The 21,008-nt window shown below is 45.3% G+C and carries 22 protein-coding genes; 15 read left to right on the forward strand and 7 right to left on the reverse strand.

Annotated elements, in window-relative coordinates; all coding sequences use genetic code 11:
* The first annotated feature begins 43 nt into the window (after positions 1-43).
* A complete protein-coding gene (locus tag V1499_RS08365; RefSeq protein WP_409275369.1) occupies positions 44-1,087 on the forward strand; it encodes a hypothetical protein in 1,044 nt (347 codons plus the stop codon).
* A gap of 156 nt (positions 1,088-1,243) precedes the next feature.
* Here the strand turns inward: V1499_RS08365 and V1499_RS08370 are convergent, their stop codons facing one another.
* Together V1499_RS08370 and V1499_RS08375 are read right to left on the reverse strand one after the other, a co-directional pair.
* On the reverse strand, positions 1,244-1,855 hold the full coding sequence (locus V1499_RS08370; RefSeq protein ID WP_409275371.1) for a lysostaphin resistance A-like protein: 612 nt from the start codon (positions 1,853-1,855) through the stop codon (positions 1,244-1,246).
* Between the two features lie 238 nt (positions 1,856-2,093).
* Positions 2,094-2,282, reverse strand: coding sequence for a YkvS family protein (locus V1499_RS08375; RefSeq protein ID WP_316568328.1), 189 nt, complete (start codon positions 2,280-2,282; stop codon positions 2,094-2,096).
* A gap of 271 nt (positions 2,283-2,553) precedes the next feature.
* On the opposite strand from V1499_RS08375, the gene V1499_RS08380 reads away from it, so the two are divergent.
* The 12 genes from V1499_RS08380 (at position 2,554) to V1499_RS08435 (ending at position 12,150) form a co-directional block, all read left to right on the forward strand.
* Complete coding sequence (locus V1499_RS08380) at positions 2,554-2,748, forward strand: hypothetical protein (RefSeq protein WP_409275372.1); 195 nt, start codon at positions 2,554-2,556, stop codon at positions 2,746-2,748.
* Positions 2,749-2,853: 105 nt separating this feature from the next.
* A complete protein-coding gene (locus V1499_RS08385) occupies positions 2,854-3,042 on the forward strand; it encodes a Spo0E family sporulation regulatory protein-aspartic acid phosphatase (protein ID WP_409275374.1) in 189 nt (62 codons plus the stop codon).
* 75 nt (positions 3,043-3,117) lie between these two features.
* Positions 3,118-3,861 carry a glucose 1-dehydrogenase gene (locus V1499_RS08390; protein ID WP_409275376.1) on the forward strand — a complete coding sequence of 248 codons (744 nt, stop codon included), beginning with the start codon at positions 3,118-3,120 and terminating at the stop codon, positions 3,859-3,861.
* Between the two features lie 35 nt (positions 3,862-3,896).
* A complete protein-coding gene (locus V1499_RS08395) occupies positions 3,897-4,844 on the forward strand; it encodes an AAA family ATPase (protein ID WP_409275378.1) in 948 nt (315 codons plus the stop codon).
* Positions 4,844-6,037: a DUF58 domain-containing protein gene (locus V1499_RS08400; RefSeq protein WP_409275380.1), complete on the forward strand. Its 1,194-nt coding sequence runs from the start codon at positions 4,844-4,846 to the stop codon at positions 6,035-6,037. Before V1499_RS08395 ends, V1499_RS08400 begins: the two co-directional genes overlap by 1 nt.
* The gene (locus V1499_RS08405) at positions 6,034-7,248 is read left to right on the forward strand and encodes a DUF4129 domain-containing protein (protein ID WP_409275382.1); all 1,215 of its coding nucleotides are present in this window, start codon (positions 6,034-6,036) and stop codon (positions 7,246-7,248) included. Before V1499_RS08400 ends, V1499_RS08405 begins: the two co-directional genes overlap by 4 nt.
* Positions 7,249-7,476: 228 nt before the next feature.
* The gene (locus tag V1499_RS08410) at positions 7,477-7,743 is read left to right on the forward strand and encodes a phosphocarrier protein HPr (protein WP_409275383.1); all 267 of its coding nucleotides are present in this window, start codon (positions 7,477-7,479) and stop codon (positions 7,741-7,743) included.
* Positions 7,743-9,458 (forward strand): phosphoenolpyruvate--protein phosphotransferase, encoded by a 1,716-nt coding sequence (ptsP, locus tag V1499_RS08415; RefSeq protein ID WP_409275385.1) that lies wholly within the window; start codon positions 7,743-7,745, stop codon positions 9,456-9,458. Before V1499_RS08410 ends, ptsP begins: the two co-directional genes overlap by 1 nt.
* 262 nt (positions 9,459-9,720) lie before the next feature.
* Positions 9,721-9,864 carry a hypothetical protein gene (locus V1499_RS08420; protein ID WP_409275387.1) on the forward strand — a complete coding sequence of 48 codons (144 nt, stop codon included), beginning with the start codon at positions 9,721-9,723 and terminating at the stop codon, positions 9,862-9,864.
* Positions 9,865-10,062: 198 nt separating this feature from the next.
* On the forward strand, positions 10,063-10,455 hold the full coding sequence (locus V1499_RS08425; protein WP_409275388.1) for a hypothetical protein: 393 nt from the start codon (positions 10,063-10,065) through the stop codon (positions 10,453-10,455).
* 162 nt (positions 10,456-10,617) lie between these two features.
* Complete coding sequence (locus V1499_RS08430; protein ID WP_409275390.1) at positions 10,618-11,493, forward strand: NAD(P)-dependent oxidoreductase; 876 nt, start codon at positions 10,618-10,620, stop codon at positions 11,491-11,493.
* A gap of 291 nt (positions 11,494-11,784) precedes the next feature.
* The gene (locus V1499_RS08435; RefSeq protein ID WP_409275392.1) at positions 11,785-12,150 is read left to right on the forward strand and encodes a hypothetical protein; all 366 of its coding nucleotides are present in this window, start codon (positions 11,785-11,787) and stop codon (positions 12,148-12,150) included.
* A gap of 234 nt (positions 12,151-12,384) precedes the next feature.
* On the opposite strand, the gene V1499_RS08440 is transcribed toward V1499_RS08435, so the two are convergent.
* Positions 12,385-13,530, reverse strand: a complete 1,146-nt coding sequence (locus V1499_RS08440; protein ID WP_409275393.1) for an aminotransferase A — start codon at positions 13,528-13,530, stop codon at positions 12,385-12,387.
* A 210-nt stretch (positions 13,531-13,740) separates the two neighbouring features.
* On the opposite strand from V1499_RS08440, the gene V1499_RS08445 reads away from it, so the two are divergent.
* Entirely contained in the window at positions 13,741-15,060 is a 1,320-nt protein-coding gene (locus V1499_RS08445) for an MFS transporter (RefSeq protein WP_409275395.1), read from the forward strand.
* A 91-nt stretch (positions 15,061-15,151) separates the two neighbouring features.
* On the opposite strand, the gene V1499_RS08450 is transcribed toward V1499_RS08445, so the two are convergent.
* From V1499_RS08450 to V1499_RS08460, 3 genes are all read right to left on the reverse strand, one after another.
* Complete coding sequence (locus V1499_RS08450; RefSeq protein ID WP_409275397.1) at positions 15,152-15,613, reverse strand: YkyB family protein; 462 nt, start codon at positions 15,611-15,613, stop codon at positions 15,152-15,154.
* Between the two features lie 155 nt (positions 15,614-15,768).
* Positions 15,769-17,031: an MFS transporter gene (locus V1499_RS08455; RefSeq protein WP_409275399.1), complete on the reverse strand. Its 1,263-nt coding sequence runs from the start codon at positions 17,029-17,031 to the stop codon at positions 15,769-15,771.
* Positions 17,021-17,635 carry a PadR family transcriptional regulator gene (locus V1499_RS08460; protein ID WP_409275400.1) on the reverse strand — a complete coding sequence of 205 codons (615 nt, stop codon included), beginning with the start codon at positions 17,633-17,635 and terminating at the stop codon, positions 17,021-17,023. Before V1499_RS08460 ends, V1499_RS08455 begins: the two co-directional genes overlap by 11 nt.
* Before the next feature lie 228 nt (positions 17,636-17,863).
* On the opposite strand from V1499_RS08460, the gene V1499_RS08465 reads away from it, so the two are divergent.
* A complete protein-coding gene (locus V1499_RS08465; RefSeq protein WP_409275401.1) occupies positions 17,864-19,993 on the forward strand; it encodes an EAL domain-containing protein in 2,130 nt (709 codons plus the stop codon).
* A gap of 83 nt (positions 19,994-20,076) precedes the next feature.
* Here the strand turns inward: V1499_RS08465 and V1499_RS08470 are convergent, their stop codons facing one another.
* Positions 20,077-20,949 (reverse strand): metallophosphoesterase, encoded by an 873-nt coding sequence (locus V1499_RS08470; RefSeq protein ID WP_409276261.1) that lies wholly within the window; start codon positions 20,947-20,949, stop codon positions 20,077-20,079.
* Positions 20,950-21,008 lie beyond the last annotated feature (59 nt).

Raw genomic sequence — 21,008 nt, forward strand, 5'->3', positions numbered from 1 at the left:
TTTGTCCTATTCTCCATATAGTGTTTAAGGGGGAGGGGATTGGGTGAAACGGAATTGGCCAGGAGCTTTCCAAATTGCGGCTGTTTATGTTGGCACCGTGGTTGGGGCGGGTTTTGCGACAGGCAGGGAAATAGTTGAGTTTTTTTCACGATATGGGTTGATTGGTTTTTTTGGAATATTGATTAGCGGCTATCTTCTTATCTCAATGGGTGCGAAATTGATGAGAACGGCTGCTAGGGCGAATGTCGATACGTATCAGGGGTTTAACGAATTTTTATTTGGCCGCAGGGCTTCAAAAGCCATAAACATCCTAATGCTGCTTATGCTGCTTGGTGTAACTTCCGTCATGATGTCCGGAGCGGGGGCAGTATTCGAGGAACAGCTTGGCGCTTCAAGGAATTTCGGTGTCCTTTTAACGATTGCCCTCTCGATTATTGTTATGGTTTTCGGGACAAAAGCGCTGTTCGCGGTTAACACGTTCATTGTACCTGCCATGATTTTGTTCAGCCTGATGCTCATGTCTCTATCGGTTACGATGCCGGGATTTACCGAAGCGTTCCTTCATGTGGGAGATTTAAGCGGAAGCTGGAAGGGAGCAATTTCTCCGTTTTTGTATATTGCTTTCAATCTTGGTCTGTCACAGGCTGTCCTTGTTCCAATTGCGTTCGAGGTAAAGGATGATTGGACAATCAAATGGGGAGGGATTCTCGGCGGTTCCGCGCTTACTCTTATTCTCATTTCAAGCCACCTTACACTTGTCATGCTCCCAAACCTTGATACCTATGACATCCCAATGGCTGAAGTGATGAGAAATGTGGCTGGCGGACTTCATTGGGTGTTTATAGCAGTTGTTTACGCGGAAATTTTCACATCAGTCATTGGAAATATTTATGGGCTCGAACGCCAAATTAGAAAATATGTGCCGCTTCATACCATAACGATAACGACTGGAATATTTGCTGTTTCGTATGCCGCAAGCCTTGTCCATTACGGAACGCTACTTTCCTTACTATATCCGCTGTTCGGATATGTCAGCCTCCTCTTTCTTATCCTGTTATGGGTAAAGCCATTGCCGGGAATGAAATAAGGCCGCCGGAAAACCGGCGGCCTTTAGTAATGCTCCAACGCCACAGCATATTTAGGGAAGTCCATTTTCAGTTCGCCGTAAAGCTATAGAGAAGCAATTCAAGCTGCTGCTTCCCTCCAGTCCCGTCGATCGCTAAACAGGCATCCGCTTTTCCCATTAGTACAGGGGAGCCAGAATAAAGAGCAATAGGTCGAAAACGAGGTGGGAAACGATTACGAGCGGTATGCTCCGTTTCCAGGCGAATAATAAGCCCCAGATAATACCTGAAGTAAATGCTGCGAAAACGAGGATCATTTCAGTGGAATAAATATGGACCGAAGCATACATGGCAGCTGAGACAACAATGCTCCAAAATGCTGAGAAGTGTCTGAGGAGCCTTTTTTGAATAAATCCCCTCCAAAATAACTCTTCACCGGGGACAGCAATTAAAACAAGGGCGATATAGTGCCAAAATTGCTCTGGTGCGAACCACTTGTACAGCCTTCCGATGTTGTCTCCGAGAGGCAAATCGAAAAAATGGATCATCGCATTCCCAAAATAAAAGAGCCCATACAAAAGGAGTCCCGAGAGTATGCCGGCTGTAATATACCGGATAAAAGAAATCCTGTCGTCCACGTCCTCAAGCAGGATTGTCCATATTGTTAAGAGCAGCAGGCAGGCGGGAAATATATACCAAAAAATTTTTTTATCCTGAAAGGTGAAATAAAGTAAAAGATGGGCAAGCAAAAAGCCCCCGACTAAGCGGTAATCAATTTTTTCGGATACCATTGAAACGTCTGTCTCCTTTCGTGCATTAAGACCTATTGTAACAAATAGAAGGAATCAAAAAAAGTCCGTGGATTTTTTAAAAGTGAAGTCCTATTGTGAAAGGCCGCAAACCGACTTTAGGTAGGAAAGAAAGAGGGCGGAAGGAATTGCCTTGGGGCGGAAGGAATGATTGGGGCATTTGGCGCGAAAAGCTTCCCGAAAAAAAAGCAGCGGGGCTCCGCTGCTTTTTGAGATTGTATTAGTTTGCCGTTTCTTTAATAATCTTATAGTTTTTATGATTAATAACTGTCCGTTGGTCCAATTCAAGATCGCGGTAATTGTCCATATAAGTCAGGTCTACGATAACAGAGTTTTCATTTACTTTTTCTACGATTCCCTGCAGCCCGCCACGGAATTCAATGACGTTCCCTACTTCTGCTCTCTTCAACTGTCTCTCTCCTTTTTCATCCCTAATTTTTAATAGACTATTTCAATTTGATGCTTTTTAAATCGGAATAGATTTTTATCTCACTTTTAGTCAGATTTTATTAACAGTTTGCACTAATTTTATAAAAACGTAAAGGCTTTCTTTCCTAAAATTTTCTACCTAGTGGCTATTTTCTAAAAAGTTATGGTGCTGGACAGCCAAAATAGGCTCATTTATCATTTTGAATAAGGAGCATTCCTATTAAATTGTTGCAAGCGGGTGGTGAATCAGGATGGATAAGAAAGGGATCAATGAAATACTCGACAGGCTAAAAAGCGGGGAACTGGCGGAATATTACGTTACGAATGAAGATTTCCTAGAATTTCGGAAGGTACTCGTTAATAGGGAGGACTTCAAGCACTTTCGCGGAATTGCCCAGCGGGGCGGAAATGTTATTTATGAATATTACCCGGAACCGAGAAGCTAAAAATCGCGAAGAATTTTTGTAAAAATTTTACGAATATATTGTGAATTTTTTCCTGTACGTGTACAATAAACCCAATAACCGATGCGGAGTGAGGGTGAAAGACCATTGTCATCCCATGAAAAGCTGCTGTATAGAATAGAGAACAAGCGGAAAGAAATGATTTTGGCGGCCGCAATGACTGGGATAGCAAGCACCCATACCCTTACTATTAGCCGGGAACTGGATGACCTGCTCAACCTGCATAATAAGGCGACCGTTGCTGGTTTTCCCTGCTCACTGGCTTTGAAAAATTGAAACGGCCGAGGGCGTCCAGTTTTTACTGCTGGACGCCTGTTTTTTCCGATAAGCATCAGTTGGGAGGTATGTAGAATGCAATTCCTAGGCAAAACAATCATTGTGACGGGGGCAGGCAATGGGATTGGATTGAGTATAGCAAGGGAGTTTGCAGTCCATGGCGCGAATGTAGTGATGGCGGATATTGACGGCCGGAGTGGAAGGGAAGCTGCTGAAAGCCTGCGGGAAGAGAACCTAAATGCAGTCTTCCTCGAGACCGATGTCCGGTGTGAAGAAAGCGTTTCCGGTCTATTCGAAGAAACTGTTTCCCGGTTCGGACAAGTTCATGTTGTTGTGAATAATGCGGGTGTTTCAATCTTCCACGATTTCTTTGAAATGCTGGCAAGCCAATGGGATGACATAGTGAATACAAACCTCCGCAGCGTGTTCTTTTGCTCTCAAGCGGCTGCAAGGATCATGAAGGTAACAGGCGGCACCATTATCAACATCGCTTCGACCAGGGCGTTTATGTCCGAGCCAAATACTGAAGCATACGCGGCTTCAAAAGGCGGCATCGTCGCCTTGACGCATGCATTGGCACGAACACTTGGGCCTTATGGAATTACAGTGAACTGTATCAGCCCAGGCTGGATCGAAAACGCCAGCTACGATCTGCTTTCAGAACGGGATCATAGCCTGCATGTAAGCGGCAGGGTCGGAAAGCCAGACGATATTGCAAGGGCTTGCCTTTTCCTAGCCGATCCCCGCAATAATTTCATAACTGGTGAAAATATCGTCATAGATGGCGGTATGACTAAAAAGATGGTGTATGAAGAGTAAACATGTATAAAAAAGAAAATTATAGGAGTGGGAAAATGGGAGTTTTAGAGGTTGGCAACAGGCTAAAAAAAGAAATAGGGGTCCATTTGGTAGGAAAGGAGCAGGAAATCGAACTAATGTTCATTTCACTGCTGTTCAATGGCCATGTTCTTTTAGAAAGTGTTCCAGGAACGGGAAAGACGATGCTTGCGAAAAAGTTTTCCGAGGCGGTAGGAGGAAGTTTTTCTCGGATACAATTTACCCCGGATGTTCTCCCTGGGGATATTACCGGGATCCAGTTTTTCAATCCAAAGAAACAAGAGTTTGAGTTGCTGCACGGGCCAATCTTCGCAAATATAGTCCTGGCCGACGAAATAAACCGGGCAACGCCAAGGACTCAGTCAAGCCTTCTTGAGGCGATGGAGGAAATGCAGGTAACGATCGATGGGCATACCCTGCCTCTTGAATGGCCATTCATGGTTATCGCCACTCAGAATCCGGTCGAATCCCAACAAGGAACATTTCCCCTGCCAGTGGCGCAAATGGACCGTTTTTTTATTAAATTGAATGCCGCGTACCCTGAGTTTGAGGAAGAAAAAGAAATATTAAAGATCCACCGTTTTGGCATCATTGCCTCCAAGATTGAACAGCTTCTCGATAAGAACGAGCTGCGGGAACTGTCAAACGCGGCAAAAAAAGTGCAAATAAATGATGAAGTTGAAACGTATATTCTTGAACTTGTGAGGAAAACGAGGGAGCATTCGCTAATCGAGCTAGGGGTCAGCCCGAGGGGGACGCTTGCCCTGATGAAGGCTGCACAAGGAAAGGCTTTCCTGGCTGGCAGGAATTATGTCGTGCCGGATGATGTTAAAGCAGTTGCCGCATTTGTATTGGGACACCGGATTTATTTATCAACGGAAGGCTCCCTTACAAAAAGCCCGGAGGCAATTATTTCGGAAATCATGGAAAGTGTGCCTGTCCCGGTTGAAGCGGGGGCTAGCTAATGTCGTGGGGGAAGCATTCATTTTCAGAAGGGAAAATCGTCCCCATCCAGTTCGCAGCGGTTTTTCTAGTCCTGCTTTCATTATACCTCGATTCGAAATTATTATTTTTTGCCGGCGTTATATCCTTTGTCTTGATATCTCTCAATCTTCTCTATGAAAAAAAGGTAGGAGAAGGCCTTGAAGTAGTGATGGAAAGGAGAAGGGACCGTTATTTCATCAACGAACAAGGCAAATGGGAAATGGTGTTCACAAATGAGGGCTGGCCGATTTTAAATGCGGAAGCAAGAGTTTTCTTCGACCAGGCAGTCGAGCCCCCTGGCGCCGATGAAAACGATAAGAAATGGCTGCATGAAGTTTCCTTTCCTTTATCAGTCAATAAGGGAGAGGCAAAGAAGCTAGAAATCCCATTTTTGAGCAAACAGAGAGGATTGGCGAAAATCAGGAAGATTGAACTTCAAATCCCGAACCTGTTCGGATTCGGGAAAGTCAATCTCGAATACCGGTTTGCCCTTCCACAGGAAGTAATTGTTTATCCAGACAGACTCGAAGTGGTGAATAAAATGGATTTGGTTTCACTGAAGCCAGGCTCCCAATTTACCCCGTATTCCCTCTACGAGGATACGCTTTCTCCAGCGGGAACTAGAGATTACACCTATTCGGACGGTTTTCAAAGAATTCACTGGAAAGCAAGTGCCCGGACTGGGAAGCTCCAAACCAAACTGTATGACCAGGTTTCGGAAAAAGGGCTCGTGATTTGCATAAACATCGCCGATGGCTATTCCGTTCCCAAAAACTTAGAAGAAATGCTTGAAAGCGCAGCCGATCTTGCTTATTTTGCCTATTCGAAACAAATCCCGGTATCCCTTTGCATGAATATGAGGAATGCTGGCGAAGTACCGTTCGTTTACCTTCCACCGGGAAATGGGAGGGAGCAGCTGCAGAAAATATATGAAATGCTTGCGCTTGCAAATTCTTTTGCTCCTTTTCCGTATGACAAGATGCTCTCCTATATGGACAGGAACCTCCATATGCTGCCATGCCTCATCCATGCGGGTGAAATGCCGGGATTTACAGCTGCAAAGCTGGATGAATTTAAGAATCGGGGCATAAGGCTACTGGTTTTAAAAACGATTCAGGATAAAGCGGAGCTTTCCCCGTTTTCACCTTCAGTAGAAGGGAGGCGGTCATCTTGATGAAAAGAGTCTATTTGTTTGTAATTGAATTGCTTTTCACTGCCATGCTCGTGTTTCCATATTTTTGGCCCAGGGAACAGGGGTGGCAGGTGTTTTTGGCCCTTTCCCTTTTTCTTTTCGTCTTTATCCTTTATTCCTGGTTATTGGTTCGTTTTGGGCAGACGGCGAAGATTCTATTTTTGGCCCTATTCTTACCAGCGATATATGCGATCGGGACTATTTATTCCGGCCTGCACCCAGTTCCCGTGGCAGCAGCGATTGCCTTTCTCTTCTGGAGGTCCAATTCACTTGCAGTAAATAAGAATGAGGACCATGATTTGTTGCTTGCGACCTTTTCAGCCATGGCTGCGTTTCCGGCAATGATTGGGGCTTATACAAAAAACGAAACGATTTTCTTTATTACAATCATTTTGGTGGTCGTTCAGGTTTTGGTGGTGCTTACAGGCCGATTTCTTTTAAATCTTGCGAAGATTGAAGGAAATCAAAAGGACAAGGTGGGCTACCTGGCGTTTTTTGGGAAACTCGTCAGCCCTATTGTTTTGGCGGGAAGCATTATCGCTCTTGCCATGGATTATATTCAATCCGCGTTCTTTTTGTTCATGAAAGGAGTGGCTTGGATATTCATTATCTTGGCATCACCTATACTTATGTGGTCTGAATCAGTGAATTTGTGGACTGATCCAGACGCTGCAAATCAGATTGAGGTAATTGAAAGGCCGGGCGTTGCAAAAGTTATGCGCGAACAAGCAATGCAAAAAAATACTGAAATGGTAATAATGGTTCTTGCATTGCTCGCGTTAATTGGCCTATTCATTTATCTTTATAAAAAGAGGAACCGCGCCCATTTTGAAAACACCAAAGCAACTTCAACGGGCCTCTCTCAAATGTTGAATCCAGCTGGTGCAACTCCGAAAAAGAAGAAACCTGCCGCTCCGAATAATCCGCTCCGGCGGGAGGTTTTCAACCTGGAGTATTTCGCGTTCAAAAACGGATTCGGGCGATTCGAGGCTGAAACGATCGGGGAATGGTTGAGCCGGATAGGGATGCCGTCCGACAAAAGACTGATCGGAGTATACGAAGATGTCCGTTATGGAGACATCAAGGTCGATCCGTCGGAACTTGAATTCGCACGCCATGAACTTAAGGGAATTAAGGAACATATTAAGCAGAAGCGGAAGGAACTTAAGAAGAAGCCAAAGAAGCAGGGGTAGCCCCCTAAGGCGGTATTCTTTCTGTATTGTATGCGAGGCAGGTTTCCTCAATTTTACCTGTAAAGGGTAAAATACCGGCAACCTGCCTGTTTATTTGACTATAATATAAATATTGGTTAAGTTAAAAAGGTTAGGGGCGGTTTTTGGTTAGACGGGCATGAAAGCCCAAAAACGGCTGTCGTCCTCGCAACAGACCATTAATTAAAAATTGAAGGAGATTGATCAAGTATGGCGGAAAAACAATTTACGGTTACTGCAGACACAGGAATCCACGCTAGGCCGGCAACACTTCTTGTTCAAACAGCCAGCAGGTTCGATTCCGAAATCAACCTTGAATATAAAGGGAAAAAAGTGAACCTGAAGTCCATTATGGGCGTTATGTCCTTGGGAATCGGCCAGGGCTCGGCGATTTCCATTTCAGCTGAGGGCGGGGATGCCGAGGACGCTCTTCGCACACTTGAAGAAACATTGAAAAAAGAAGGCCTGGCTGAATAATGGTATTTTTACAGGGGATTGCCGCTTCAAATGGAATTGCCATTGCCAAAGCATACAGGCTAATTGAGCCCGACTTATCATTCAGCAGGGAATCAATCGATAATCCCGATGCGGAAATAGAGAAGTTCAGGGCTGCGGTTGAGCAATCGAAGGCTGAATTGGCCCAGATTCGCGATAAAGCGCGGGAAGACCTGGGCGAGGACAAAGCTGCCATTTTTGAAGCCCATCTTCTTGTCCTTTCCGACCCTGAGCTTATTTCTCCAATTGAGGACAGGATTAAAGGCGAAAAGGTCAATTCGGAAACTGCCCTGAATGAAACTGCGGGGATGTTCATTTCCATGTTTGAAGAAATGGATAATGAATATATGAAGGAAAGAGCCGCGGATATCCGCGATGTTACAAAACGAGTGCTTGCTAAGATGCTTGGGATCCAGCTTCCGAATCCATCCATGATCGCTGAAGAAGTCATCATCGTTGCGGAAGACCTGACTCCATCAGATACTGCACAGCTAAACCGGCAATTTGTGAAAGGCTTTACAACAGATATTGGTGGACGGACATCCCACTCGGCTATTATGGCCCGGTCAATGGAAATCCCGGCAGTTGTAGGCACCAGGACTTCGACTGAGGAAATCCGGAACGGGGATTTGGTGATTGTCGATGGCCTGAAAGGTGAAGTCCATATCAACCCCACCCCGGAATTGGTCCAGGCGTACGAGCAAGTAAAAGCAGATTATGAAGCCCAAAAGGCCGAATGGGCCAAATTGATCAATGAAAAGACTGTGACCGCTGACGGCCATGAAGTCGAGATTGGCGCCAATATCGGCACTCCGAAGGATTTAAAAGGCGCCCTTGAAAACGGAGCGGAGGCGATTGGCCTCTTCCGGACTGAATTCCTTTACATGGGTAGGGACCAGATGCCGACGGAAGAAGAGCAATTTGAAGCGTATAAAGCCGTCCTCGAAGGAATGGAAGGGAAGCCCGTCGTGGTCAGGACCCTTGATATCGGTGGAGATAAGGAACTCCCTTATTTAAACCTTCCGAAAGAGATGAATCCATTCCTTGGATACAGGGCGATCCGGCTTTGCCTTGACCAGGATGGAATTTTCCGTACCCAGCTGAAGGCCCTCCTGCGCGCAAGCTCTTATGGGAATTTGAAAATCATGTTCCCGATGATTGCAACGCTAGATGAATTCAGGAAAGCTAAACGGATTTTGGAAGAGGAAAAGTCAAAGCTTACGGAAGAAGGGGTTACAGTTTCTGATCGTATTGAGGTCGGAATTATGGTTGAAATTCCATCGACTGCCATTTTGGCTGACCAATTCGCAAAGGAAGTCGACTTTTTCAGTATTGGCACGAACGATTTGATCCAGTACACCATGGCCGCTGACCGTATGAATGAAAGGGTTTCCTATTTGTATCAGCCCTATAACCCTGCAATTCTCCGGCTTGTTAAAATGGTGATTGATGCCGCCCACGCGGAAGGGAAATGGGCTGGCATGTGCGGGGAAATGGCGGGCGATGTAACGGCAATCCCTCTTCTGGTCGGACTAGGGCTGGATGAGTTTTCGATGAGCGCCTCGTCCATCCTTCGAGCGAGGTCACTTATGAAAAAGCTTAGCAAATCAGATATGGAAGAGTTGACCCAAAAAGCGCTTTCCATGGGCACTGTTGAAGAAGTTATTCAATCTGTAAAAAACGAAATAGATTTGTAATGTTAATGTAATATAAAAAAGGTTTTAGGGACAAGTTTGCGGGTAATATACTACCAAGCAACTAGTATGATTTAGTGTAAGCTAATCATTCTCATTTTCCCCCTTTTTGCCGGCTGCAAATGCAGCCGGATTTTTTTTGCTTCTGTCTAGCTATGGAATAAAGTGGGTCGACTGGAAACTCATTTTTGGCAAGCCCAGGTTTATATGCTTGGCCATTAGGGAAGTTTTTAAAAGAATGAACATTACCAGGGAGGGAAATTTTATGGATAGGAAAAAAATGCTTATGACAACGGTTGCACTTGGTGCGGCTTATCTAATGAGGAACAAAGAATCGCGAGACAAACTGATGAATCAGATGCAATCCCTTGGTGGCCCAAAAAAGAAGAATAGAGCGAATGTGGAATAGAACCGGAGCCCCTGCTTGTCAGGGGCTTTTGTCTTACCAAAACCTTTCAATTTTTTTCCCTGCACGCGTTTATTCCGCCTGCCTTTTGGCTAAGGTTATTGTAAACGATTGGTTAGTATGGGAAGGTGGTTGGGAAAGGCTATGCGAACCGTTTTTTTTCTACTACTTATTCTCTTAGTATCTGGCTGCGGGCTTTTTATGGACCAGGACATCATCGTCAGCAAGTATGCGGAAGCAACTTTAACGAAAAACAATGAACTTCAATTTAAGTTCAAAATCAACGAAGACTATTTAAATGGCGAGGATATGTTCAAGGTTAAGGTGAATATCCATGATGAAAAGCTAGCTGAAGCGCTCGGTGCAGAGGAAATTATTTATGGGGAGGAAGAGGTGGTGAATGGAGAGTACCTTGAAGTAAAAAAGAATGGCGGCAATTATATTCTTATGGCTCCACTTCCTTTGAACATTGATTTACATATAGCCGAGCTTGAAAAAATGATTGCCGAGGGGAACGCCGTTTCGATTGAAGTGTTCAATGGCAAGGAGGTCTTCGGCCGCGGTTATCTATCCAATTTTTCCACCGAATTATAGAATTGAACGGCCTTATATAGGGCATAATGGAAATGTGCATAATTGGAGATTGGCACATTGCCCCGGGGGTTTTCCCCCGGGGTTTTTCTTTTTTTAAAAAACACCTTTACAAAAAAGCAGCGTGCTAAAATAAAAGGGAGAGACAAGGAAAGGGTTGATTCAATGTTACCTCCAGAAACAGCTTCAATCGCATTTATTGGGACAGGCGTAATGGGAAAAAGCATGGCTGGCCACTTATTGAGTGCGGGCTACACTCTCACTGTCTACACAAGGACTAGGGAAAAAGCCGAAAGCCTCCTTGCAAAGGGAGCAAAATGGGCGGATACTCCCGGTGATGCGGCCCGGAATGCCAAGGTTGTTTTTACAATGGTCGGGTATCCGCATGATGTGGAAGAAGTTTACATGGGGACCGATGGCCTTTTTGCACATGCACAGGAAGGGACCTATTTTGTCGATATGACAACGTCCACACCTTTACTAGCGAAAAAGATTTATGAAGAAGCGAAAAAGCGGGGAATGCATGCATTGGACGCACCTGTGTCCGGAGGTGATATTGGGGCGAGGGAAGCCCGTCTTGCCATTATGGTGGGCGGGGATAAGCATGCATTTGAGGATGTCAGGCCGCTGCTTGAAAAAATGGGGACGAATATTGTGTACCAGGGAGAAGCAGGTGCCGGGCAGCATACAAAAATGTGCAACCAAATCGCCATTGCTTCGAATATGATTGGGGTGGCCGAAGCAATGGTTTATGCGAAGAAGGCTGGCCTTGACCCGGAAAATGTTTTAAAAAGCATCTCGACAGGCGCTGCCGGCAGCTGGTCGTTATCCAATCTTGCCCCGAGGATGCTGAAAGGCGATTTTGCCCCCGGATTTTACATAAAGCATTTCATCAAGGATATGGGCATCGCGCTGGAAGAGGCGGAACGGATGGGCATGGACGCGCCGGGACTAAACCTTGCGAAATCGCTTTATGATGAACTCGCAGGAAAAGGCGAAGAAAACAACGGAACACAAGCTCTTTATAAATACTGGGAATAAGGAACGTTGAAGATTTACTTTACCCCACTTTTAAGGGACAGTAAGCCTTTAATGGCAACTGTCCCTAAAGGTCCGATAAGTGAGCTACAGTGAAACTAGCCGCTGTGGATTTCAGCGGCTTAGTTGAACCAATCGGGTTCGTACTGCCGATTATTATACGCGTTAGCGGATAATTTAGCGGCAGTAGAAAGGGACTAACCATCAGCGGAAAATCACCGCTGATGAAAGGTTCACTTTACCTTCTAAAATCATGCTGTCCTTAATACCCTTTCTATGAAGGAGGGGATTGGGATGAATCAGTTTGAGGATATTAAAGAAAAGTTCGATGAGCTTGAGGATGGCAGGTATCTTGTGAGGATTGATGGTTTCAGCAGGGAAAAGACCGTGAATGGCGCCAGGCCCATCAAGTGGGATCTTACACTTATGAATGAGGTGAAGGGGACTTTGCCCGTAAAATTCAGCCATATCGAGTCGGATGGCGGGTTCAGGATTCTGATGGAAGAAATCCGGAGGCTTGGGTATTCGAAACCAAAGTCGCCCGAGGAGTTTGAAGCCATCCTTTCAAGCCTCAAAGGCACGTTCGCGGAAATCGGCCTTTTCACGACCGACAGAATTGAAGGATACCGGGAAGTCCGGTTCATCAGAAAAATGGGATAAGTAAAACCCCCGCCATGTTAAGCGGGGGTTTAGAAGTTCTTCACAAAAAGAAAGCCCGAAGGCCCGGCCATTGACTGTTCTTCGGTCTTTAAATCATCTTTTAACGCCCGAAGGCCCGGCTATCCACTGCTGTTCGGTCACTAAGTCATCTTCTAGTGCCCAATGAATGCCGGAAGGTTCCGGCTTTTCGGTCCAGCTAGTAGACTTGATTTTACCCGTTTTATATTAATTAATTTAATGTAAGTAAGCTTGAATCCGATCTAGGCCTTCTTTTAGCATATCCATGGAATAGGCAAAGGAGAGGCGGAAATAGCCTTCACCGAATTCCGAAAAGGCACTGCCTGGAACGACCGCCACTTTCGATTTATTAACCAAATCAATGGCGAAATCGAATGAATTCAGCTTCGTAGATTCAGGAAGCTTGACGAAAAAATAAAACGCCCCATCCGGCTTTACTGTTTTTAACCCCATATCCGTAAGGCGCTTGTAAACAAAGTCGCGCCGTTTTTCATACTCGTCCCTCATTGGTACGGCATCATTGATTCCTACAGTAAGGGCTTCGGCCGCGGCTACCTGGGCAATAGCATTAGCGCATGTGACATTGTACTGGTGAACCTTTAAAATATGGCGGGAAATTTTCTCAGGAGCGAAAAGAAGGCCGATACGCCAACCGGTCATTGAGTGGGATTTGGAAAGCCCGTTGATGACGATGGTTTGTTCTTTTAAGAACGAACCGATGGATACATGCTTCATGCCGTACAATAATTCACTGTAAATTTCATCCGCCAGCACAAAAATGTCCCTTCCTCTCAGCAAATCGGCTATTTCCCGGAGTTCATCCCCGGAAAGGCTGACTCCGGTCGGATTGGATGGGTAAGGCAGGACGACACAGCGGGTTTTTTCAGATATGTATTTCTTTATTACATCAGCGGTAAACTTGAACTCGTGGTACCGAATATCAGCAAAGACTGGAGTGGCCCCACACATGGTGATGATTGGCTCATACCCTGGGTATACCGGTCCTGGAAGGATTACTTCACACCCCTCTTCAAGAATGGCGCGGAAAGCAATATCAATCGCTTCACTGGCACCGGTGGTCACGATGACTTCCGTTTCCGGGTTATAGATCAACCCGTATTTCCGCTCTACGAATCGTGCTGCTGCTATCCTTGTTTCAATTAGCCCGGCATTATGGGTATATACTGTTTGGTTTTCGGTAATCGCCCGGATTGCTGCTTTTTTAACATGTTCAGGGGTTGGGAAATCAGGCTGGCCGATGCTCAGTGAAATCATATCTTCAACACCAGAAACTAGATTGAAAAATTTCCTGATCCCTGATATTTCAATTTGCGTAATCCTCTTATTTATTAAATGTTCCACTCTCGCTAACCGCCTCTCTAACGTCTTCCTACGGTTTCATATTCTAACATGTTACAAGAAAATGGGAGGAAAATGCAATCCCCCACTCTTTCCTTTATCCTGCTAAGGCAACTATTCAAAAAATTTGTAAAATTGGAAAGTGATTAATGGTATACTTATCCAAAGAACTTTCGATTCGGAAAGTCAATTTTGCAAATAGGAGATGAACCGATGGCACAAACTGGACAATCAAATCCCGCGACTCAACAAGTAGCAATCAACCGCACAGGCTGGAAACTATACTTTACATTGCCCATCTTTTCCTGGGCCTTATATGATTTTGCCAATACCATTTTTTCCTCGAATATTAATACGATTTTCTTCCCGTTTTATATGACGGAAGCAATCGGCAACAATGAAGTGTTAAACCAGATTGCTAGCACATTCGTTTCCTATGCGAACGCAATCGCAAGCTTTTTCCTAGTTATCTTTTCCCCGCTTTACGGAGTGATGATTGACCGCACGGGGCAAAAAAAGAAATATATTGCGATTTTCACAGTAATAGCGGCATTGTCGACCATTCTTATGGGGGTTTTCGGCGGGGCCAGCCTGGATGGTAAATGGCTTGGCATGCCAATCCCGCTCGTGATGGTTCTTATATTATTTATTGTTGCCAAGTTCTTTTACCATTCAAGCCTTGTCTTTTATGACGCGATGATATCAGATCTTGGCACCAAACAGGAGATACCTTTAATCTCCGGATTCGGCGTTGCGATTGGCTATGTCGGGACCTTGGTCGGACTGGCGGTTTACCCGTTCGTCGGGAATGACGGGTTCCATGAAGCTTTTATCCCAACAGGAATCATGTTCCTGATTTTTTCACTTCCGATTTTCTTTTTTGTAAAAGAAAAGCCGCTCACCTCACCGAAAAAGGAATCATTCCTTTCCGGTTATAAGGAAATAGCCGCAACGTTCAGGGAAATGAAAGCGCATAAAAACATTTTTACCTTCATGGTCGCATATTTCTTCCTGAATGATGCTCTTGCCACGACGATTGCCATGATGGCGGTTTATGCCAAAACAATCGTTGGCTTTTCAACCGGGCAATTCATTTTGCTTTATCTTGTGTCGACTATTTCAAGCATTATCGGTTCGTTTATTTTCGGCTATGTTACAAAAAAGACTGGTGCCAGGCTGGCCGTCTACTACGTGGGCATTTTGCTCCTGGCTGCCTTGATTATCGCTTGTTTCGCAGTCAATGGAGCGATGTTCTGGATTGCTGGAAGCATGTTCGGCGTCGCTCTTGGTTCAATGTGGGTGACGACAAGGACCTATATTGTCGACTTGACCCCTGAGGACAAACGGGGGCAATTCTTCGGGCTGTTCGCTTTTTCTGGAAAAGTTTCGTCGATCGTCGGTCCGCTTTTGTACGGAAGCATCACGCTTATATTTGCCGATTATGGGAATATCGCCAGCAGGCTTGCCCTCGGATCACTAATTATCCTAACTGTAGTGGGGCTCCTTGTGCATAGGAAAATCCGGGAAGATTAAAATGTAGAGTGCCTTTCCAAAGTTATAAGGAAAACAGAAAAAGCCTGCAGCCGCAGGCTTTTCTGATTGGGAATAACTTATTTCGAGGGGCCTAATAGCTCTCTCCAAGCCTTTTGAAAACGGGCTTTTGGTACGCCTTCTTTCCCCTGGATGGTTGCTGGGGTTCTTTTATCCCTGTGTATTCTTTTAGAATCAGTTTTGATTGTGTGAGGGAAAGTGCCGCCTTAGGATTCCTTACCAAACCATCGAGTGATCCCAGATGGGGGAGGTCGGCAAAGTCCTTTTTCTCCGGAGGAATATGGAAAGTGTAGTCTCCACATTCAACAAGGACATCGGATTGCTGCTGGCTGTTTTTTGGGTGTTTCGAAAAATGCAGTCCGACTTTCCTTGCTTTTCCTTCCTGGAGAAGTTTTTTTATCGCTTCATGTTTAAGAAGATAAAGGAATTTAGGGTCTGGGGCCGTCTTCGCGTGCCGATTGACAATATAGATTGCCTGGGAGAGGTTTTTAAGAGATAGTTTATGGTCGCTAAACCGGGGATTCGTACTGTCCAAGCAAAGTCTCCTTTCGTTTTGGTGCATTTGCATTCATTATAACCCGATTTCGTAAAAATTGAAATCTTTCCCTTTTCAACTATTCCTATAAGCGATGGCAGCAAGAATTTTATTTAGTGTATCTATGGTTTCCGGATAGAAAAAGAGCACCCGGATTAGGATGCTCCAACTTTGGTTTCTACAGTGTTTTTTCTTGCTGAATAGGCAACGAGGATACACACGCCAAGCAAAGTAGTTGCCGCGCCGGCGAGAAGCATGACATTAGGGACGCTAATTAATTTTGCAAGCAAGGCACCCGCCGCGGGGGCAACAAGCATCGAAAACGTCTGAAGGGAGGCTGCGGCAGCAGATACCCTTGCCATCAACTGGCTTGGAGTTTCGGATTGCAGAACGTATCCATACGGGATAGATTGGCTAGCACCAAGGACTCCAAGCATAAAAGCCCCAATCATCCATCCCCATTCAGCCAGTGTAAATACTCTATGCCCTCCAAGTCCAATGCAGATAATCAGGAGCCCGCTGAACAGGGCGGAACCGGCCATGAACTGGACAGGGAGGGACTTCCACCGGGTCCAGTTGCCCAAAAAGAGCGCGCCAGCCACACTTCCAAGCCCCACGGCGCTGACAAGCAGGCCGAAGCTTTCACCGGTGAAGCCAATACTCTTTGCAATGAAGATAAAAAGGCCATCATACAAAAAGATGATGAACAATGCGGCGGCTGTAAGGATAACCGAGGTTCTGAGAACCGGAACCTTGAAGATATGCCTAAACCCCTCGGCGAGTTCCTTTTTGAAAGCGGGCTTGCCGACCGATGCATTGTCTTCGTCTTTAATTGCATGCCTGGATTCCGATGCGGGCAGCATGAAAAGGAATACGGTTCCGATAACGAAACCAGCGATTTCAAACAGGAAGGGGCTTTTCGCCCCTAACAACGAAATGATGCCAGCGCCAAGAGCAGGGCCAATGATTTTCATCGAATTTAAAGACAGCTGGCTCAGGGTCACCGCCCGCGGAAGTTCCTCTTCACTAACCGTTTCCCGTATCATCGCTTGCCTTGCGGGATCATACAATGCCCCAGCTGTACTTTTTAATAGTAAAAATAAAAGAAGGATATAGAGATTAGGAGAAAAAAAGAGCCCTAATACGAAAACTGCCCTCAGAAGCAGTGTCACAATCATCACGTGCTTTTTGGACATCCGCTCAACAAAAACACTAGCAAACGGGCCGATAACAACCCATGGAAGCCCGAGGACGATGATGACCGCCGCAATGGCTTCTTCACCATGGTTCCAATGGTAGGCAACGATGACCTGTATGGCGATAAAATCCAGCCAGTTTCCAAGGTCGGAGAAAAGCTGAGCGGTGAAAAGGGACCGGAAAGCCTTGTTCCTTAGGACGCCAAACATATTATTCTTCATCTATCTCCGCTCCCTCCATAGCCCGTCTGCGCCTCTTAGTTATGCCTTCAGCCATCCCAAATGGATCCTGGGGTTCGGGAAGGCTCCCTTCTTCAAGGACAGCGATTGTTTCATCTATCCAATCGAGCTCCACTTCAAGCCGGACCTTTGCATATCGAATGGCTAGTTTTCCAATCCCGCTGACATAGGAGGTATTGTTTTCCGGCCAAGCTTTCACAAACCGGAGGATCTCCAGAGTTTTTTCACGCCGTGCCCGCAAATGGGCAATCAAGGCATTATTATGCATACCTTCATGCCAGACGGCCATTTTCATAAACAGTTCATCCTTTATGACAGGGTAGTCAGGGGCCTTAAGAAGCCAGTGTTCCAGTTCCGCCCAGCCGGAGCGAGTCAGTTCATAAATCGTTTTACGCCTGCCTTTCGAACCACCTTCAAAAGCTATAATCAAGCCTTCTTCTTCCAGCTTTTTTAGCTTCGGATAAATACTTCCATAGCTCATCCCCCAGTATAAACCCGCGGCTTCATGTTCAAATTCAGCTTTTATATCGTATCCGGAACTCGGTTTAAAGCTTAATACGGCCAGAATTGCATGTTCTGTTGACATAGAAACCCTCCAACTATCAGAATGATATATCAACATGATATATTAATTAGAAAATTCTAGCAATAATTTTTTTCTTACAAAAAGGAAAAATTTTCGATATTTTCCCCAGTTTGGAAAATCTTATAGTATGATAGGAGAAGGGGATTTTGTAGAAAAGCCTAATTTTTTGTCCGAAGAATGAACAGGTAATTTGAACAAACAAACTTGCAAAAATTTGAGGATGATGGTATGGAGTTCAACAAGAACATTTTGGATATGGGGATTACAGGCCGAATAGGGGCTGCGAATGTAGAGAATATCTTATTTGATCTGGTATTTCGCCATACGAAGGACATGGTCTTTATCATGAAAGTGGAAGAGGGGCCAATCTTCCGTTATTTGTTTGCGAATGAAACTGCTTTCCATAGGGCTGGTATTTCGCACAATTCGATAGGGAAAACCTTCCAAGATGCCCTGCCCCCGGATTTTGCCGGAAAACTCCAGGAAGAATATACTCGGTTTCTTTCATCCAATGGCATTAAGTCGGTATTCGATGCCTCGTTTGTGGAAGATGGCAAGGTGTTTTACGGTGAAACCATCCTGTCAGCCGTGAGGGACCAAGACGGCCTGATTCAGTATATTGTCGCGATAACAAGGGATATTACGGCTTACCTCCATGAAAAAAATAAAATCATTGAAAGCGGCCAAAGATACAGGTCGATCGTAGACCATAACCTGGATGCAATCTTTTCGATTTCCATGGACGGGCAAATCCTCGAATCGAATCCCGCAGCGTCAAAGCTGACAGGGTTTCACGAACAACAGCTTGTCGGAAATTCGATATACGAACTCGTCTCGGATTTGGATTTTGCGAATTTCAAGGGGCTCGTTGAAAACACAGGAAGCGGCCAATCACTAGAATCCCTCGACTGCCGGTTCATTCACAGAAAAGGGTATTTGCTAACGTTGCACATCAAAACAGTTCCCATCATTGTTTTTGGTGAAATAAAAGGTATCTATGTCATTATCCGTGACATTTCCGAGCAATCGAAAAACGTGGAAATGATTAAATATATGGCTTTTCATGACCAATTGACAGGGCTGCTGAACAGAAGGGCGCTACTGGATAAGCTTAATGAACAGCTTTTTTCTCCATCAAGGCATGAAAGGGAGTTCGCCTTGATTTCCATCGACCTGGACCGATTTAAATACCTGAATGATTCCCTTGGGCATCTCGTCGGGGATGAAATATTAAAAAAGGCCGGGGCACGGCTGCTGGAGTGCCAAAATGAACATTGCTTTGTATTCCGGCAAGGTGGGGATGAGTTCATAATCCTTCTGCTTGAGACGACGAGGAAGGCTACCGCTTTTTTTGCTCAGAGAATCCTGTCCATGTTCAAGCGGTCATTCTACTTTAATTCACAGGAATATTATATTTCGCCTAGTATCGGGATCAGCATGTACCCAAATGATGGAAAAGATGCTGAAACCCTTTTGAAAAATGCGGATGAAGCCCTCTATCGGGTTAAGGAGCGGGGCCGGGCGCATTTCCAGTTCTACAGGACCGGCATGAGTTCTTCGGTTACGAATATCCTTTCGATTGAAACGCACCTCCGTAAAGCAATAGAGAAAAAGGAACTGAGCCTTCATTTTCAGCCACAAGTGGATTTAATGACAGGAGAAGCGACGAGCTTTGAAGCACTGCTGCGCTGGAACTCGAAGGAGTTAGGTCCGATTTCGCCCGGTGTATTCATCCCTCTCGCGGAAGATACCGGTTTAATAGTCCCAATTGGGAATTGGGTGATTGAAACAGCATGCAGGCAAATCAAGGAATGGAAACGTATTGGGTATGAAGGGTTCAGGGTAGCCATCAATATATCCCCCAAACAGCTGCAGCAGCCTAATTTTCCAGCTTACTTGAAAGCCGCGATGGAGCGGCATTTGATCGACCCGTCATGCCTGGAAATAGAAATTACCGAAAGTTCGATGCAAAACACTGAAGAAGCGGCACCTGTGCTCAAAATCATCAAAAGCATTGGCGTCACTGTCTCGGTCGATGACTTCGGGACAGGGTACTCGTCATTAAGTTATTTAAAAAAGTTTCCAATCGATGTACTTAAAATTGATCAATCCTTTGTGAAGGATATAAGTGAAAAAGCAAAGGATGCGGCGATTGCCTCGGCAATCATCCATCTTGGCAAAAGCCTTGGGGTCGAGGTGATTGCTGAAGGAGTGGAAACGGCCGGCCAGGCTGAATTCCTTGCGATGGAAGGCTGCCATAAGGCGCAGGGATATTATTTTGCAAAACCAGTCTCTCCCCATGAATTGGAGAGCACTTACCTAAAACTTGCCATGCCCGCATTGCGGGAATACAGCTAATCAAGAACCCTTTATCATCGGATAAAGGGTTCTTCCTTTTTGCTATGTGTATTAACCCGGTTTGGTTTTTCTTTTGAAAAGGGTTACTCAGTTGGGATTTTTAACGTGAAAACGGTTAATTCCGGTTTGGACATAAACCTGAAGGGGAGCCTGGTTGTTCCTAATCCCCTGTTGACATAAAGAGTAAGCGGAACCTCTCCGGCAATGGTATAAAAGCCTTCATGGTATTTCTCCGCGAACGGTGGCTTTACCAGCGCGCCAAAGAACGGAATCTTAATTTGCCCCCCGTGGCTATGGCCGCTTAGCTGGAAGTGAAACCCATGTTCGATGGCGTCGTCAGCCAAGTCTGGAGCATGGGACAAAAGAATCTTATATGCCCCTGTGGGAATGCCGTTTGCGGAAGCTTTTATGTCTGGCTTGCCCAGCATGGCATCGTCGATTCCAGCAAGATAAATGGATTGGCCATTCCTAGTGAGCGCCACATTTTCGTTCACGAGGGTCTGAAATCCTGATTCATCCATTATGGTTTTATAGAGATTTGTACCATATCCGCCATGATCGTGGTTGCCATAGATTGAAAATTTCCCAAGCGGGGCATGGAGCCCCTTAAGTATAGGAACGATGGCATGCGCTGTATCATATTTATTCGGTTCATCCATTAGATCGCCGCTAAAGATAATCATATCGGGCTTAAGGCTGTTTATTTTTTGTGCGAGCCGTTTAAGTTGTTCGAGTGGATATTGGAAACCTAGATGCGTATCACTGAATTGGACGATACGTGTGCCGTCGAATTGCCCGGGAATTAGGGAGTGGGCGATAATATGTGTTTGGACGTCAAGCAAGTTTGGCTCAATTTCCCTTGCGTAGAAATATCCCCCCGCTCCAATCCCAAACACCGCAAGTGTCCCACCAATCAACGATTTGAGAAACGTCCTGCGCGTTTGTTTTTTTGCCATCATTTATCTACCAGCCTGTCTTGTAAACTCTTTAAATTTTCGTACATACAGCTTTAATA

The sequence above is a fragment of the Neobacillus oceani genome (genome assembly GCF_046237595.1).
Lineage (GTDB): Bacteria > Bacillota > Bacilli > Bacillales > Cytobacillaceae > Bacillus_D > Bacillus_D oceani.